The sequence below is a fragment of the Vibrio sp. KUL78 genome, assembly GCF_059725505.1.
This window is the reverse complement of the sequence record NZ_AP045837.1, coordinates 1,379,975-1,397,623: the sequence shown is the minus strand read 5'-3', so window position 1 is coordinate 1,397,623 and position 17,649 is coordinate 1,379,975. Positions and strand designations below refer to the sequence as shown.

At 44.9% G+C, this 17,649-nt stretch carries 12 protein-coding genes and 1 pseudogene; 2 read left to right on the top strand and 11 right to left on the bottom strand.

Annotation, left to right across the window (positions count from 1 at the left end; genetic code table 11):
* Positions 1-2 precede the first annotated feature (2 nt).
* The 11 genes and pseudogenes from tssE to AC6I8Y_RS06635 form a co-directional block, all read right to left on the bottom strand.
* Positions 3-413, bottom strand: a complete 411-nt coding sequence (gene tssE / locus AC6I8Y_RS06685) for a type VI secretion system baseplate subunit TssE (protein ID WP_042475334.1) — start codon at positions 411-413, stop codon at positions 3-5.
* A gap of 61 nt (positions 414-474) precedes the next feature.
* The gene (gene tssC, locus AC6I8Y_RS06680; RefSeq protein ID WP_042475331.1) at positions 475-1,950 is read right to left on the bottom strand and encodes a type VI secretion system contractile sheath large subunit; all 1,476 of its coding nucleotides are present in this window, start codon (positions 1,948-1,950) and stop codon (positions 475-477) included.
* An 8-nt stretch (positions 1,951-1,958) separates the two neighbouring features.
* Positions 1,959-2,465, bottom strand: a complete 507-nt coding sequence (gene tssB, locus AC6I8Y_RS06675) for a type VI secretion system contractile sheath small subunit (RefSeq protein ID WP_042475328.1) — start codon at positions 2,463-2,465, stop codon at positions 1,959-1,961.
* 27 nt (positions 2,466-2,492) lie between these two features.
* Entirely contained in the window at positions 2,493-4,061 is a 1,569-nt protein-coding gene (gene tssA, locus AC6I8Y_RS06670; RefSeq protein WP_498021171.1) for a type VI secretion system protein TssA, read from the bottom strand.
* Position 4,062: 1 nt separating this feature from the next.
* Complete coding sequence (locus AC6I8Y_RS06665; RefSeq protein WP_498021170.1) at positions 4,063-6,054, bottom strand: serine/threonine protein kinase; 1,992 nt, start codon at positions 6,052-6,054, stop codon at positions 4,063-4,065.
* Positions 6,055-6,364: 310 nt separating this feature from the next.
* Positions 6,365-7,315: a hypothetical protein gene (locus AC6I8Y_RS06660; protein ID WP_498021169.1), complete on the bottom strand. Its 951-nt coding sequence runs from the start codon at positions 7,313-7,315 to the stop codon at positions 6,365-6,367.
* Positions 7,308-8,301, bottom strand: a pseudogene (locus AC6I8Y_RS06655) (DUF2169 family type VI secretion system accessory protein). The gene AC6I8Y_RS06660 and the pseudogene AC6I8Y_RS06655 overlap by 8 nt, the downstream one beginning before the upstream one ends.
* Positions 8,282-9,598 carry a hypothetical protein gene (locus AC6I8Y_RS06650; protein ID WP_498021168.1) on the bottom strand — a complete coding sequence of 439 codons (1,317 nt, stop codon included), beginning with the start codon at positions 9,596-9,598 and terminating at the stop codon, positions 8,282-8,284. Before AC6I8Y_RS06650 ends, AC6I8Y_RS06655 begins: the two are co-directional and overlap by 20 nt.
* Positions 9,599-9,678: 80 nt before the next feature.
* Complete coding sequence (locus AC6I8Y_RS06645) at positions 9,679-10,161, bottom strand: hypothetical protein (protein WP_498021166.1); 483 nt, start codon at positions 10,159-10,161, stop codon at positions 9,679-9,681.
* 2 nt (positions 10,162-10,163) lie between these two features.
* Positions 10,164-12,242 carry a type VI secretion system Vgr family protein gene (locus AC6I8Y_RS06640; protein WP_498021164.1) on the bottom strand — a complete coding sequence of 693 codons (2,079 nt, stop codon included), beginning with the start codon at positions 12,240-12,242 and terminating at the stop codon, positions 10,164-10,166.
* 72 nt (positions 12,243-12,314) lie between these two features.
* Positions 12,315-12,833: an Hcp family type VI secretion system effector gene (locus AC6I8Y_RS06635; RefSeq protein WP_042475319.1), complete on the bottom strand. Its 519-nt coding sequence runs from the start codon at positions 12,831-12,833 to the stop codon at positions 12,315-12,317.
* Positions 12,834-13,291: 458 nt separating this feature from the next.
* Here AC6I8Y_RS06635 and tssH point away from each other — a divergent pair, with 458 nt between their 5' ends.
* Both tssH and AC6I8Y_RS06625 read left to right on the top strand, forming a co-directional pair.
* Positions 13,292-15,976, top strand: coding sequence for a type VI secretion system ATPase TssH (tssH, locus tag AC6I8Y_RS06630; RefSeq protein ID WP_498021163.1), 2,685 nt, complete (start codon positions 13,292-13,294; stop codon positions 15,974-15,976).
* Entirely contained in the window at positions 15,963-17,588 is a 1,626-nt protein-coding gene (locus tag AC6I8Y_RS06625; protein ID WP_498021161.1) for a sigma-54-dependent Fis family transcriptional regulator, read from the top strand. The genes tssH and AC6I8Y_RS06625 overlap by 14 nt, the downstream gene beginning before the upstream one ends.
* The last annotated feature ends 61 nt before the right edge of the window (positions 17,589-17,649 follow it).

Below are 17,649 nucleotides of genomic sequence, written 5' to 3'. Positions count from 1 at the left end.
TACTAAACGTTAAATTGGCCATCTGTTCCCATAAACACATCTATCGACATGGGGACTTTCCCACCGTTATGAGATACCTCACCGCAAATGGCGAAGCTTAATTGGAGTGGGTTGTGATGATCTTCTTTGTAGTGAACCTCGACGTTGAGCATTCTTGGTTCAAATTGCTCAATCGTTGAAGAGATGTTCTTTTGAATATGACGCACCAAGTTCGTATTGTTTGCGAGAACGTCATTAAAATCCGGCAGACCATAATCATTATCAATCATGGCGTTACCAGAGTGTGTGTTGAGTAAATCAGCTAAATGAAGGTGGATAGACTCAATCAAATGTTTGTGCGACACCACCTTTTCATAGCTGTTCTTCGGCTCCCCTAGCTCAATTCGCTCTAGTAACCGATATCCTTTTTCCATAGGTAAATCCAAGAAAAAAGCAGCCAATTTGCACTGGCTGCTTGGTCTTATCGATATTGAGTTATTGGTCTAGTTTGCCAACCAGAGATAAGTCAAAGCTTGCGCCCATGTATTTGAAGTGAGGACGGACAGACATTGCGACTTTATACCAACCTGGATCGCCTTCAACATCTGACACTTCTACTTTGGCTGCTCGAAGTGGACGGCGACCTCGAACTTCCGCAGGTGGATTCTCTTGGTCAGAAACGTACTGTCGGATCCACTTGTTAAGCTCAATCTCTAGGTCAGACCGCTCTTTCCATGAGCCGATTTGCTCACGTTGCAGCACTTTAATGTAGTGTGCTAAACGGTTAATAATGAACATATAAGGCAGCTGAGTACCCAACTTATAGTTCATTTCTGCTTGCTTACCTTCCGGTGTATTGGCAAACACTTTTGGTTTTTGAACCGAGTTTGCAGAGAAGAAAGCTGCATTATCAGAACCTTTGCGCATGGTTAGTGCGATAAAACCTTCCTCTGCAAGTTCGTACTCACGGCGATCTGAAACCAAGATTTCCGTTGGAATCTTGGTTTCGATTTGACCCATTGACTCAAAGTTGTAAACAGGTAAATCAAATACAGCACCGCCACTTTGTGGACCAATGATGTTCGGGCACCAACGATACTTAGCAAATGATTCGCTAATTTTCGATGCCATCGCATAGGCCGAATTACCCCATAGGTAATTGCTGTGGCTATCTGTCACCTGCTCATCGTAATCGAACGCCTTAATTGGGTTGTCTTCAACCGAATATGGAGTACGAAGCATGAAGCGAGAAGTACATAGACCTACATAACGTGCATCTTCATGCTCTCTGAAACCACGCCATTTGGTGTACTGAGGACCTTCAAACACCGATTTAAGATCTTTAAGGTTCGGAAGCTCTTCATATGAGTCCACGCCAAAGAACTTAGCCGAGGCTGAAGTAATAAACGGTGCGTGTGACATTGCACCTACGTTACCCATGTATTCCATCAGCTTGATGTCTGGAGATGATGCTGACAGTTGGAAGTCACATATCACTGCCCCAACTGGTTTACCACCAAATTGACCGTACTCGCGAGTGTAGATCTGTTTATAAAGCCCTGATTTTACAACCTCAGGTGCATCTTCGAAATCATCAAGAACCTCATCTTTCTTCGCTGAGATCAGCTCGATTTGAATGTTTTCACGGAAGTCCGTGTGATCAACCAAATACTTGAGACCACGCCATGTAGACTCAATCGCTTGAACTTCCTCGTTATGAAGAATGGCATCAACCTGTTTAGAAAGCTTTTGATCAATTTCAGAGATCATTAGGTCAACTAAAGATTGGTCAACCTTCTCAGTCGTGGAGCTACTAAGTAGTTCACCAATGAACGCCTCTACACCACGTTTAGCAACATCAAAGCCTTCATCGCTAGGCTTTAAGCGTGTTTCATTTAGAATGCTATCTAGAAGTGACCCTGACTCTGCGAGAGCCGCTTCTTGTTCTGGAGCTTGTGCTTCTGCCGACATGTCGTTCCTTACTCTTCTTTCGCTTCTTGGTCTTCACCAATGCTTAGTTCATCCAGTAGTTTCTTTCTCGCATCTTCGTCTTGGAGTACCGCGGCAATCTTTTTACGGAAAGCGGGTACATTTCCAAGTGGCCCCTTCAGAGCTACAAGTGCCTCGCGTAGCTCTAGCAGGCTATTTAGCTCTGGGACGCTTTTGGCGATCGACTCAGGAGAAAAGTCTTTCATATCCTTGAACGTCAGATCGACACCAATCTGAGCACCTTCTTCATCTGTAAGACGGTTTTCGACGTTGACCTTTACATTCGGAGCGTAGCCATCCAATACTTCGTTAAAATTGTCTTTATCGATGTTGATTGGTGTACGTTCCTCGATTGGTGTTTCATCTGCACGTGCAGTGAAGTCACCCACCACCATCATGCTCAGCGGCAACTCTACGTCTTCTTGCGCATCGCCTGTCGCTGGAACATAACGGATATTAATTCGCTCTTTAGGAGCCACCGAGCCATCACGTGACATATTTAGTTCCTTATTTAACTCTTGTAACTAGTCGTACATTGCTTGCCACTCTTCGTATTCAACTGGCAATAATTCCTTGTTCTCATAAAGCGCTTGCAGCGTTTTGCGAATCAAGGTTTCAAGTTGCATAGATAAGTGGGGTTCCCAGCTGGCAAGATTGACTTCCTTTTGTATTTCCCAACCTCGCTTCAGGAATGGCAAACACAGTGGAAACAGACCGACAGACTGGTAAGCTGCTATTAATTGCAAATGCAGAACAAACTGCCCTCTTCCTGAGCTATCCAGCTCCAGTTTTCGAGCAAGTTCCGCGGCGTGTTCCCCCAGATTATCTAGGGTAATATCCTCCGTTTGCAGTGAGTCCTCTTGAGTAACGAATACGGTTCGCACTGTACTGTCGTCATTAGAAGGCAAACCATCTTTGGCTGAGAGCCATTGACGAGTTTCTTCGTCTGCAAATGGAATAGAATTCTTAAATTCGAGTGTTTCAAGTCCATCAAACGCATGAATAAATTGTCTGACCTCATGCTTTACGGCATGCGCTGCATCAGCAAAACCTAAGTTATTCAACATGGAGTAAACGTAGAAATGCCCGGTAAGCCAGAATGGCGCGTCCGTCAGCGTTCTCTCTAGCTTCTTTAGCGTATCGATGTCACTTTCTTGCTTGGCCTTATCCTTATAATCCGCCTGTTGATCAGCAGAGACAGCCAAGCTGAGTGGCGTGATTTGGTTCTGATGATCAGGTAAGCCATCAATATCATCCCAGGTAAGGTGACGGTATATTCGGTAAGCAAGCGCGCTACTCGCATCAGCATTGATAAGCACTTCAGCGACGTTTTTTAACGTACGTTTTGATGCTGCCGGAGAGGTGAAGTCCGTATCGACTTCAACTGCAGGCACATTACACTTACTTGGTTGCGAGTTTGCCTGTTGGGGCTGCTTTTCAATTAATCGCTGTTTTTTTTCGGTTTGAGGTTCAGTTGGTTCTTGTAGCTGAACCTCTGCCGACGCCTCGCTATCGTCAGCTCTTGGATCTGGCTCTTGCAGTTGACTATCTGCTGTGGCTTGTTGCATCAAGGTATTTAACTGCGTTCTTATTTCAAAAAAGTCGCTTTCCGAGTCTTCAAAGGTCTTGTCAAACAGAGACTGAACTTTGCCTACCTCATCGACGCAAGCCGAGATCAACTCCCAGGATTGAGGTGTTTCCGACAGCTTGGGGCTAACGAGACTAAACTGATGGTTTATCCACTCGACTGCACCATCTCTGCCACGCTTACGTCTCGGGTATAGTTCAGCGCCGAACTGTTCAAGTGTCGCGACAAGTAACTCGAGCCCGCTTTTAAACCCGTCTAAACCGGACTCTTCTGTAAGCGCTCGAATGAGATAACACAGTGCCTTAATATCCTTGCTATGCTTCTCTAGAACCTCCATGGCATGAGTTTTAACGACACTCCAATCAACCGTTTCGCCAAATAGAGAACCAAACTTCTTTACTTCAGCTTCCATCATTTCGTAGCAGAACTCATAACGAGCGTCTTCTCCGCAAGGACAGCCGTCCGAGATAGGTGACAAAAGCTTATCTAAATCGACAATTGACATGTTAACCTCGACTCTCCGTTAAGTAGTCTTTGAGCGCTCGCTCGACTGCAATAGCACCGCGAGCCGGCATCGATTTTTGGTGGCTTTTATCGATTGAATCAGTTGCCATATTTCCTAAAAGGTCAGTAATTTCACTGAACTTTCCAGGCGCGTTATGCTCCAACTCCGCCAAAGAGTCATGCAACTTCTTTTTGCCGAAAATAGATTTCTCAGTCACCGTGCTAAACAAAATAAATTCACTTCGGGCGACCTTTAGGTCACGAATTTTTTTAGCGAGCTCAGGAGTTTGTCCAAAGAACTGAGTTGCCGCTTCGGCTTTGGAAATTGCTTTACTGTAATAATGAGCTTTGGTGTTTTCGGCGATAGACTCGTCAATTTGTTCCATCACGCGCTTTGGCAATACCTGGCTATAGAAGTACGCTTTTGACTGGTTGAGTAACCAAACTTCTTTAAGCTCTTGGTCCGCTTGTTTTGATTCTCCACTCAGAATAAGTTGAGCTAAGTGCTGTGCCTTCGAACCTGTGACCGTAGATAACTTGTAAGAGTCGGCGGCGGCTCTATTGAGTGCAGCCATCGCTGAAGTCAGTGTTTTGTCTGCATAAGGAAAAAGTGCACCATCCGAGATTAGCTTCTGCCTTAATTCAATGAGCTCATTCCTAACCTCTAAAACTGAGGTTGGTAATTCATCCGCTAGGCCTTGATAAGCTGCAACATTGGATTGATTTTCTTGATAGAGATCTGCAAGTTTCAGTTGCTGAACTTCATAAGCTTCTCGATAAGGGGCGGTGCTGACTACATCTTTTTCCATATCGTTAAGCGCAAACTCAATATCCCATGGAGGTAGACTGAGAAAGGATGCGGTCTGCGCAGGTTTTATAGAGCTGACCATATCCGCCGGTGCAACGTCTGTTGCAACAATTGATTGCCATTTTGGTTGGCTTTGCTGATAGATATAAAAGCCAGAGGTCACGGCAACACAGATGGCTAGAGTCAGTTCTAATACCTTAAATCGCTTTAAACCGGCTCTTTCTTGTGGCCGACAATGAGTAAGAACCAAATCAGCGTTACGTAAATTGCTAAAAATTGGCGCACTAGATTGTGAATCGATCGCGCTAGTATTAATTCTCGCGAGTTGTTGGGCAAAGGAAATAGCCGTAAAGCCATGACCTCTTGGTTTATTCACAACCTCTTTGATGAGTTTCCAAACATGACTAGGAATTAAAGACGATCTCTTCCTGCCCTTTAATTGCTTATGCCAAGAATCACCAAATATCGAACCTAGGAATAGATGTCCTGTTAATAGAGCTAATGAATAGACGTCATCTTGAGGTTCCGCGATGCCGCTTTCAATAAAATTAGGAGAGGCGTAGTTCAAGCTAGCTTCTGCGTAACGTTCTGCTTCACCAATATATCTTGATGCACCGAAATCTATCAGTTTGACGTAGTCACCTTCACTGACAAGTACGTTAGCTGGTTTAATGTCTAGATGGCATACGCCTCGCGTATGCATAAACTCTAATGCACCTGCAAGTTGATATACCAACCACGCTATATGGTCATGGCGAAAACCCTTGTTTGAGTGGCGCTGCATCTTGTCTGCAACCGTCTCACCCACAACCCATTCATACATTAAATATGGGCGTTCAAACTCTGTACCAATTTTAATAAAGTTAGCGACGCTAGGGTGCTGAGAGAGTTCTAATCTGCTTGCTTCGTCAATCAACATATTGTTGGCGAAATCGGGCGCATCCTCATTGATGACCTTACAACAGAGCTGCTTCTCAGGTTCATCTTTTTTAGCGAGGTGATAAATAGTTGCTCGGCCGTTCTTGGAGGGCAAAGTATCTAGCACGTCAAACTGCGAGAATAAAACGTACTCTAGCTTAAGCTTATTTCTGCTTGACGTTTGCTGCGCTGTAATTTTTCGCTTTTCAATAGCTTTAACAACCAGCTGATCAATAAATCCTTGGTTTGACCCTTGATTATCAGACACTTCTAACTCTTTCACCATACCAATATAACTAGGCGCTGATAATATTGTTTTGTGTGACTTCAGTTCAAGGCTGGTAATGAAAACGAACACTAACGCTATTAGTTTAGTGATTATTACTAACTAACGGGTTGCTTTACGTTTCGCTTTAACTAACAAAATTTCACGTCACATTTTCATCTCTATATTCATGTGTGACTTGGGTCGTATTTTTATTTTGATTCGAGTTGGGCGACTTATTTAGTAATAGCGTAATAATTCGTCGTGCGAGCTTAGTCAATTACAGAACTATTAATAATAAACTTTGGGTAATTTAAAGTGTTGCAGCTTGAAGCTGCAACAGTCCAACTGCACCGTCAACATCAAACGTGAGAAGCGATATCGGATTATTAAAACTATGCGTTTTCGTCGCATAGCTGATTAAAGCAAGTGAAGAGCAGCTACCTAATGTTCCCCACAAATCGTTGATTCTTTTTGGTTGTTGAGGATTGGTGAAACGTTCTGCTTTAGCACCCAAAGCAAACCCATAATCCTCCGTGTGATTGCGAAGATTCGTCATATCGGTATAGACCTCACCAAAGGACTCAATCTGTTTGCTCGCTTTTTGAACTAAACCATACATTGCTCGCGCACTTGCTGCTTGGCTTTCAATATCCAAATAGCCCAACTTAGCTAATGGGCTAAGTTTGAGAGTATCAACCGTACTACTTCGACACAGAGTGACACCCGCGGCACCCTCACTGGGAATCACGCCCCATGGATTATCCGAGCTCATAACTTTACTCATATGCACTAAGTCATCGCGTATCTCATAAAGCGAATCAGTCGCAACGCACATTATCGCATCATAGCCGTCCAGCATTTCGGTCATCTTGCCTACTAGTTGGGGGCCCGGCATTGTGACTATCTCTGACACCAAAATGAGCGGGCCATAATCGCTGTCATCTAGCCATGCCTGAACCTGAGAGGTATCAAGATAACTCGGTATGTTCAAAAGCAAAGGGACCGGTTTGAGCATCCTTGGTAGCTGTGCAAGCAATGAATCGAGCACAATACTGAGCATTTCACAGTGACGCTGCAAGGGTGAGGAACCATTGATATACTCGATATGAGCATAGGGGTAACGATCGAGCCCACCAGCTATCTCCTGCTGACTAAACTTTGCTACATTTGCGGAGGCGACCGCAGTGGATATTTCAACGTTCATTCCAGCAGGTGTCACCGCCTCTACGCCTAACACATATCGCCCCTTTGAATTAAGCATCTGTGCGCTCCACTTCGGTTACTTCTATACGTGTTTTGGTCAGTGTGTGTTCTTCACCTTGGCATGGAAACGAAGCGTTGTAGCTAAGCGACAGAGTCTTTGTTTCGGTATCAATAAACAAGGTATAAATACTCATGGTTTCCTTCCGCATGTGCTTGCCAAAATGGGCAACGGCGGTGTATATGGATGAAGGGATACGAAACGCGAGTGTTTCATCATGACAAAACCCACTCAATACGATGCGCTCTCCCCCTAATAAGTACCCATTGCACTGCTGATCTTTTGGCGCACTTTGGTTAAACGCCACATCAAAATCAAAAGGCAACATTGGCTTTCTGGTCTCTACCCAATTTTCATCAAATGTACCCGCATAGCGCCTTCTTTCATCAAAAAACGGAGGAATAGGTCCAAAACCTGCGACTCGAATCTTATTTGTCGCTGGCGTCCAATCTTCTTTTGGATAGAAAACTGAGGGGACCACTTGAGATACAAGTACTGCGTTCGACTTTGCAACACCGCCACCGATTCGATTTCGCTCATCTCCCCCCACGGCGTTACTGTAGTCAATCTCTCGTTCTATAAACTCAATGGGACGACTTACCGTCACCACTCCTCCATGCTCTACCCAGACTCTCTCGCCCATAATTTTGAGTGTCTTGTCGATATGACCATCAAGCAACACTCGGCACTCATGTTGCGTAGTTGGCTTCTTGGCATAGCTGCGAGCTTTACCAAACACTAGAACGTCGGTATTGGCTTTAAAGTAAGCGAATTCATGATCGGTTTTCATCGCAGAGAGCCCTGGCTCACCTATGTATAGCGGGTCATCGAAAACCTCACTTTCTTCAAGCTCAAACCACGCCCCCCTCTATCCAACGCCATGACCGTTTACCAATAACGACCCAAACCTCGTTACCATCTGCGTCTCGTTGGAAGCGTCCTTTAAGAGATAGGCCTTGATCCGATTCAATATCCCACAACTGCATTTTGACTCCTCATATTAAATCGTTCGATGGCAGACGGGGTAGAAGCAAGCTTGTTGAAGTTCCACTCTTGTTGATGAGCTGACATCATTGGAGCCCATGGAATGAAAGCCCGTGAATGCGCGCAAAGGTGTCGCCACAACCATACTCGCAATAACGCGGACACATCTGGGTTACGCATCGCGCTGAGCGTTGATTCAAAGCTAAGTGCTTTGCCCACTCGAAGAGGATATGGAGTGATGTGCCTCTCGTCTTCAACCCACTCTTCGAGAATATCGACCACTTCTTCCCATTCTTTGTCGACGCCAACTTCTGAAGGAAGTATCGGTAACTTAGGGCCATATACCGCGTGTAAGGCTTGAATCCAGCGTTCACCTTCTATTTCGTCAATAGAGAGCAACTGTTCCACTATGCTTGGAACAAGGTTGGTATTGCCGCCCAATACAAAGTCGATATGTGCATTTTTAGATGACAGATTCCAAGGTTCAAACTCCGGCAGCTCAAGCAGCTTTCCGAATGTAACGACTTCACCTGAAGAAATATCACTAATTTCTATGCCGAACTGCTTCCTAAACCAAGTGCCGCGATCGTGTTTTGTCATAATGCACTCGAATAAAAACGAGTCAGTAACTTGAGTATTAAGCCACTCAGTCGCTTCCTCTACCTGCTGCATCGCGAGTATTGGGTTAAGCAAATCCGGAGAGAGCCTCTCCTTCCTGAGCCAATGCTTACACAGTGCAACACTTAACGTCTGCCGGTGATTAAGCGACACTAGATATTGCGCTTTTAACGGACAATCACCATCAATCATTTTCGCCAACAGCACATCCAAACCTTGGACTCGACTCTGAATGGTTAGCATCGAAGCCATCTCAACAGAGACTTTATCTAACAAGGACAAAGCACTTAATAAATTGCTTGTCTCATTAGAAAACTCGACTTGTAACATAAGCCAAATGTATACCTCTGGTTGCTCACTACTTAGACGGTGGATGAGCCCTGGATGGAGGTTGTAAAAAGCGATATAGACACGTTTTAGTTCACCCATTTGTCTCTCAATTAGCGCTAAATATTCGTTATCGCTACTTGGAAAGCCACGCAAAAAAATGCTCTGGCGTTGACGTAACAAAAACAGCAGCGACTCTGAGCTCAGCATCAGTTTCTCTTCACTAAACGCTATCCAATTCGCCGAGAGCTTAGTAAGTTGTTTGACTTGTTGCTGAACCTTATCTTGTGCCGCAAAAATCAGCGCTATGTCGATTGCTGTGTTGAGATCTTCGATACCCACTCTTCGTTGCATGAACTACCTTAACTCTTTAACTCTTTAACTCTTTAACTCTTTAACTCTTTAACTCGTAATAATTGAACACAGAGATAGCACTAGTTAATGGCTATTGTGCCGCCCTGTATTTTTTGAGCTTTTTCAGCCTGAGACGTCACATATTTCCCTTTGGTCGTTACTCGTCCGTCTCTACCGCTGAGACGCGTTTGTGTCTCACCACTTTTGATAACTAATTCTTCTTCAGCTTCTATCACTAGCCGTTTAGCTCGCAATGTCATTGAGTCATTGTCGTCGAGCAACGAGAAAAATATATCGGTGACAATGGGTAAACTGACATCACCGTTTATAAAATCAATTCGACACGACAACTTATTGTCAATGGCCAGTTCGATTTCTGAACGGCGAAAACTTCGACCAAGTCGAGCAGAAATCGGAGACTGAAAGGGATTACCATCAAAGTTGACTCTCACCGTGACATTAGACTCCCCAATAGCCACTATGGTCCCAAAACGCGAAAAGCAAGCCGATGTTTCGGCTTGCATTTCCACGACTAATCGATCATTTAATTCAGACTTGTTCATTGTTAATTTATCGCCACATTACCGCCCTTCACGACGACTTTATCGCTACCCTCGATGGTAATAGAAGAGCCAGAAAGCTTGATTGAACCATCACTCGTCATCACTAACGAAGAACCGCCAGTTTTAAGTACGATCTTGTCGCCACTAACTATCTGCGTCGCCCCATCCGCTTTGTATGAAGTATTCCCATTCACCGATACCGTTAGATTACCGCCGACTGTTTGATTATCATCCGCCCCAATATCTGAGTTTTTCGACGCCCCTACAGTCAGGTTGCTGTTTTCACCGACATCAAGGTCATCATTTTTGCCAATCTTAGTCGTTCTGTTATCACCAATTTCCAGCTCAGCATTGTTCTTAACGAACTGAGTTTCGTTGGCGTTGTAGGTAACCGTGACATCTTGCTCCACCGTTTCTGTAAAGGTACTGTTGACCTGTGTTGTCTTGTGCCCGTCAATTGTCTCTTTGTGATCGCCATGAATTTCATTGGTTTGATGGCGAGCAACTTTGAGAAACTCGTCTTGCCCAATGTCTCGGAAACGATTGTTAAGAACCTTTGTCGACATGTCCTTTTGAGCGTGAATATAAACCTCTTCCTGATCCGCTTCGTCTTCAAAGCTCAACTCGTTATAGCCGGTTCCCTTGTGCGTTTGCGTACGAAACGTGGTGCGCGTTTTGTTCTCTGGCAATGAGTATGGAGGGAAATGAAGTCCGTTATATACCGCTCCTGTAACCAATGGTCGATCTGGGTCGCCTTCTAAGAAAGTGACGACGACTTCATGGCCTATTCTTGGCAAATAAACCGCACCCCACGTAGGCGCTGCCATTGATTGACTTACCCTGATCCAACAGCTTGAATGTTCATCATTACCACCATATCGATCCCAATGAAATTGCACCTTAATGCGACCTAATTTATCCGTATAGATCTCTTCGCCAGCCGGCCCGACAACGACGGCTGTTTGAGGGCCATCAACAACAGGGGCCGCGAGTTTAGGGGCTCGATACTCCACTTCTCTGGAGATACATATGAATTGGTTATGATAGGTCGTCGCTTGCCCACCAGCTTCGTCCTCATGAACTTGAGGATCGCTGCCGCTGTGCATAACGGACAACATGATGTACTCACGATTTATTTTAGATCTTGGGTGCTCGCCGATATTGAAGCTGTACCCCGAAGCAAGGCGCATTACATCACTTGATGCTTCCACATACTGGTTATCGACAATATGCTCTGACATCCATTCTTTTGTTCGAACCTGCCCCATTGCAGGGTCGACATAGCGTCCAGGATAATCAAACAGCTTCAAGTCATTATCCAGATCACCAGTACTAGTCATCTCTTGTGGAATCTTGGGCTGCTCGTAGTTGTAGTCTGTGTAGGTGACTTGTCCTGTGCGCACACGGTCTACTAACTCTAAATCGCTGATATGCTCCCTATCTGGTACCCCACCGCCATTAGCATGATAGACAATAGGGCCAATATAAGAGGCGTTTAGAGGAGTACTAACAAGTGGAGCAATCGCATCGTTACTATCAACGATGACCATGGTGTGATTTGTTTCGGTATGTTCGAAGTAATACCACATCCCATGCTCAGCAAGCATTCGCTGGACAAAATGTAAGTCCGTTTCTCGGTATTGAAGTACGTAATCTTTAGCAGGATAGTTGCCGGATAGCTCAAAACGATAATCTGTCACTGCAGCATCATCGAGCACCTCAGTGACGATGTCTTGTGCAGATTTTTGCTGGAAAATTCGACAGTCCTGACGCTGCGATAAAAACCAACATTGAGGAACCAATATGAGCTGATAGCGTGAAAAACGACGTCCAGTTCCCAGATAACGAACTTCGTTAACAACACCGCTAAAATGCCGTGCTGTCGCCACACCTTGACCATAAAGGGAAAGATGCCCTGCCTTACGAATAAGCGATTCTGTTGTTACATTAGGTTCAAGTGAAAGCAATGATAATGTGATTTGAAATGGCTTTGAAAGCTCTTCTGTGACTTGGAAACTTTCCACCCTAAACTCGTGACCGCATCCTGGCACTTCAAACTTAAATTCTACGTCATTCACCATATCTCTCACCTGATACTAATAATAGAGTAAGGGCCAACAGAGGTTGGCCCTAGATTGTTTCGCGTTAAGCCATTAAGCTTCGCGAGGCGTACGCCAGTCATCGTTACCCGCAGTACCACAGTTTTCGTGGGTCACTTCAATTGCACGGTAAGTGAACTTAAGAACTTCTTCTGTCACGCGATCAGACGTTGCTGCATCTTGGCAGTGACTCATGCGAGTTTGCATATCTACCAATAGTGCGTCGATAAGCTTGATTGAGTAGTAGTGCTCTTGTTTACCTTGAACAGAAGTGCGGTAAAAACGAATCACACACTCTGGAAGTTTCTCACCCGATACAAGTGCGTTGAATAAAAGTGGAGAACAACGGTCTTGAACCTTAGTAACAACGACTGGCTTGTGTACACGCTGGCCTGTTGGTTGACCACTTTGTGGATCACGAGGAATAGTTAGTACGTGATCAAGTTCTTGAACTAGAAACTCATCTACGTGAGCTTCTTGCCATGTGTTACCTACTGAGTCCGCAGAGTAAGTGTCTTTAGTAATTTGACCCTGAGTTTCGCCTTCAATTGACATATATGCTGGAGTTGGCATTGTTATTTCCTTTTCTCTTAAATCTAATCGTATTAATTAACCAAATCGCTTATCACCGCGACTGATTACATATATACAATCATCATGCCAAGATTTATTGTCTTTATTTATCAGGTAGTTAGTATGGACCAAGACCAATCTACACTATTATCAGCTACAAGTTATTGTTAGATAATCCAAGTTGTTGCCAAAGCATATTAATAAATTGTTCACTCTTTATAAAGTTAAAATCACCAATAAAAACCGCTCAAATTAATGCGATATGAACACACTAAAAGACACAATAACCATCACTTAATTCATAAGCACTAATTTTAGCAAACTTCGATTATTCACAATCAAGAAATAACAATAAAAAACGACCAAATTCTGCCTGTCAAAATATCGCCATTCAGAAAGGAAATATTCAATTTTAGTATAATAGCCTCCAACTTTCTCAATAACTAAAAAGCAGATAGATGATAAATATAAACCTTTCTTCATTAATACAGCGTCTTCACCCTCTAGCAAAAACGGCTTTAGAAGATGCAGCTGCACTTGCAGTGGCAGAAAAAGCAATAGAAGTTCAAATTGAGCATTATTTGTTAAGTCTATTGGAACGACCAAATAGTGATTTTGACGTGTTATTAAGTCATTTTGATTGTTCGGAGAATCTATTAAGACAGTCCGTTCGTTCTTGCCTTGATAGTGACTCAAGAGGTAACGGAAGCAAACCTGTGTTTTCTGCTTTATTGATTGAGTGGTTGCAAGAAAGTTGGCTGGTATCATCACTCGATCTTTCAGAAACGCAAATTCGTTCTGGTTCCCTACTACTCACCTTAGTTAGCAACCCGCTACGCTATGGACAACATGGCTATGCAGAGCTTCTTAGTAGCGTCAGTCCAGACAGTCTAAAACGTAACTTCACCGACCTTACTAGCCACTCAATCGAAGCACAGGTTGCATCCTCTGAAAAAACAGAAGCCCGCGAAGCAGGTTCAGCGCTCAGTCAGTTTACAACTGATTTCACTGGTAAAGCCCGAAATGGCGAGATTGATCCTGTGTTTTGTCGTGACCATGAGATACGCCAAATCGTCGATATTCTCGCGCGCCGCCGTAAAAACAACCCGATTGCAGTCGGCGAGCCGGGTGTCGGCAAGACCGCAGTTGTCGAAGGTTTAGCACTTAAAATTGTACAAGGAGAGGTCCCGGATAATCTAAAAGGCGTTGAGCTTTACGGCTTAGATATGGGCTTGTTGCAGGCCGGAGCAAGTGTAAAAGGTGAATTTGAGAAACGTCTCAATGCAGTTTTAGAGGAGGTGAAGAGCTCTCCTACTCCGATCATTCTGTTCATTGACGAAGCCCACACTCTCGTTGGTGGTGGAAATCAGGCAGGTGGTAGCGATGCAGCAAATCTACTAAAACCAGCACTCGCTCGTGGAGAAGTGAAAACAATAGCCGCTACAACTTGGAGCGAATACAAGAAGTACTTTGAGAAAGATCCAGCGCTCGCTCGACGCTTCCAACTGGTGAAGCTCGACGAACCGTCACCAGAACAGGCTGCGCTCATTATTCGTGGCTTGCGTCCAGCTTATGAAAAGTCTCATAACGTTTATGTGAGAGACGATGCTATCACTGCAGCGGCCGCACTCTCAGCACGCTATATCTCTGGTCGTCAACTTCCTGATAAAGCGATAGACGTACTCGATACCGCTTGTGCTCGAGTCAATATCAGTCTGAACGCCGTGCCAGCACCTATTGAAACACTGCGCCAAACACTCGCAGCCCAGCAAAGAGAACTGGATGCATTAGAGCGTGACGCGTTGCAGCAAACCGGTGACAAGCACAGCTTAGCGACAATTCCGGATTTAAAACAATCTATGGAAGTCACTAAAGAAGATCTTAAGGTCCTCGATACGCAGTGGCAAAAAGAGTGCAATCACATTGAAGAAATGATTGCCCTTCGTACGCGTCTGCACGAGTTAGTCGAGGGGACGGATGAAAGCCACGAAGAAGCTCAAGCAACACCTGAAAACGAGAATACCGATGAGGTCATCAATCCTTACCAAGAAATGGACGAGGAGCAAGTTCGTATAGCGATCGCTGCCTGCCAAGAGCTTCTAGACGCTGTAAGAGATGGCAACCCACTTGTCCATTACGAAGTCGGCCCAGACGAGGTAAGCCACGTGATCTCTGATTGGACAGGTATTCCGATGGGCAAGATGCTGCAAGATGAGGCAGAAACTACATTGTCGCTAAAGCAAAGCCTCAACGACAACATTAAAGGTCAAGAGTTTGCCATTGAGGCGCTTTCTGAGGGTATTCAAACTGCCAAAGCTGGTCTAGGCAACCCAGAAGCACCTACTGGCGTGTTCCTTTTGGTAGGTCCAAGTGGGGTTGGTAAAACCGAAACCGCACGTGCTATCGCCGATCAAATGTTTGGTGGCGAACGCTTTATGACCACAATTAACATGTCAGAGTTTCAAGAAAAGCACACTGTGTCACGTCTAATTGGCTCGCCACCAGGCTACGTAGGTTACGGTGAAGGTGGAATGTTAACCGAAGCAGTGCGTCAAAGACCTTACTCGGTCGTCCTACTTGATGAAGTTGAAAAAGCCGACCCAGAAGTGCTGAATCTGTTTTATCAAGTGTTCGATAAAGGCACGCTTAACGACGGTGAAGGTCGTACAATTGATTTCAAAAACACGCTGATCATCATGACTAGCAACCTTGCTACGCATGAAATCGAATCTCTAGCTCAACAATCAAAGGACATCGATGCGAACATCGTTGCGGAAGCCATCAGACCAACGCTAAATCAGCATTTCAAGCCTGCTCTGCTCGCTCGCATGTCGGTACTGCCATTTATGCCACTCTCGGATGATGCTATGACCGATATTATTCACCATAAACTCGGCAAGGTCTCAAAGCGCCTCAAGAGCCATCATAAATTGTCGCTGTCATACCAAGAGAACTTGGTTGAGTTTGTTTTAGGAAACTGCCGTCTCGCCGAAACTGGCGCACGTAACATTGATGCTGTGATTAACCGCCAATTGCTTCCTCAGCTTTCCACTCAGCTATTGGTTCATGACAAAGACGATGCTCATACCACTATCGCTGTTGACGTCGATGAACAAGGTACACTGTCCTATGAGTTCAGCTAACCATAGCGAGCTGGGCAATGCGTTACTCGCGATCAGTCAGTCATTGGCTGATCGCAATCAGTTGACTCAGACATTAGAAGCCGTGCTTACTGCGGCAAAACAAATGACGATGGCTCGCCATGGCATCATTTATGTTCTTGATCAGACCGGAGAGACCTTGCTACCCACTTGCGCCTACCATAATGACAAGATCGCAAAGGAGCATCCGTGGACGCCTATCGAGATCGATTCCGCGAGCGAGTCCGATCCTTTCAACTTCGCTGTTCACAATGGTGAAGTGGTATTGATTAACGAGCTATATAAGTACAACGGCTACGACTGCGAAAACATCTATCAAGCAGAACAAACTCTCGGTCTCACCAGTCAAAATCTGTTGGCTTGGCCGTTGGTTGATGAATCAGGCAATACAATTGGACTCTTAGTTCTGCTCGATCTCAGTGTGATCGATAATGAAGCGGCTTTGACGGAGTTTTGTCGAATGGCAGCAAGCCACATACGACAAGCAATCTGGTTAGAGCAATATGGTCAAGTGATCGAGAACCTAAGTGACGATAATCAGCTGAAAAAACCGTCAGTGAAACTATCAACAAAGTCTAAACGCAAGTCTTCATCAGAGCCTATCGCAATCAGCAGTGAGATGCTGAGTGTTTTCGAACGTTTAGATAGAGTGCTGTCCCTCCCTGTCGACGTATTACTGAGGGGAGAAACTGGTACGGGTAAAGAGGTCATGGCTAAGTATATCCATGAAAACTCTAATCGCTCTAAGGCTCCACTCGTCGTGCAAAACTGCGCCGCAATACCGGAGCAGCTATTAGAATCAGAGTTATTCGGCCATAAAAAAGGCTCGTTTACTGGTGCAGATAAAGACAAAGTTGGACTCTTTGAAGCTGCCAATGGTGGCACTTTGTTTCTAGACGAAATTGGTGATATGCCAATGTTATTGCAGGCAAAGTTACTGCGTGTACTGCAAGAGCGTAAAGTTCGCCCGGTAGGCGCGAGTAAAGAGATAGAAGTGGACGTGCGCGTCATTGCCGCTACACACTGTAATCTGATGGGGCAAATTCAAGAAGGACGATTCCGAGCGGATTTGTTCTATCGACTCAATGTGTTCCCAATTACGCTTCCTCCATTACGCACAAGGCGAGACGATATACTCCCTCTGGCAGAGCATTTTGTTCAACTAGCCTCCAAAAAGCTTGGGCTGCCCCAGTCTCTATCCATCAGTGCCCATGTTCGAAAACAGTTACTCGACTACCCATATCCAGGAAACGTTCGAGAACTGAAAAACATCATCGAACGCTCGGTACTCCTCTCTGACTTTGAAACCTTATCAACAATTGAATTTGGTGAACAGGTTCCTGAGCAAGTAGTTCAGCAGCCGACTCAGATTACTGAGTCATCTGTGAGCGTATCTACGCCTTCGAGTGAACCATCCATAGAAGACGTCTCTAAGGGGCTTAAAGAAGCCGTGGGAGAATATGAACGCACGGTGATCATTGATTGTCTTCGTGAATGTAATTGGCATACCAAACGTGCAGCTGAGCAGCTGTCACTGCCGTTAAGTACTCTGAATCATAAGATGAAGAAGTATGATATTTCTGCAGCAGGTTAGCATTGGAGTTAGGTTTAAAAACGCTTAGCGACACATTAAAAAAGCGCTCTCATGATGAGAG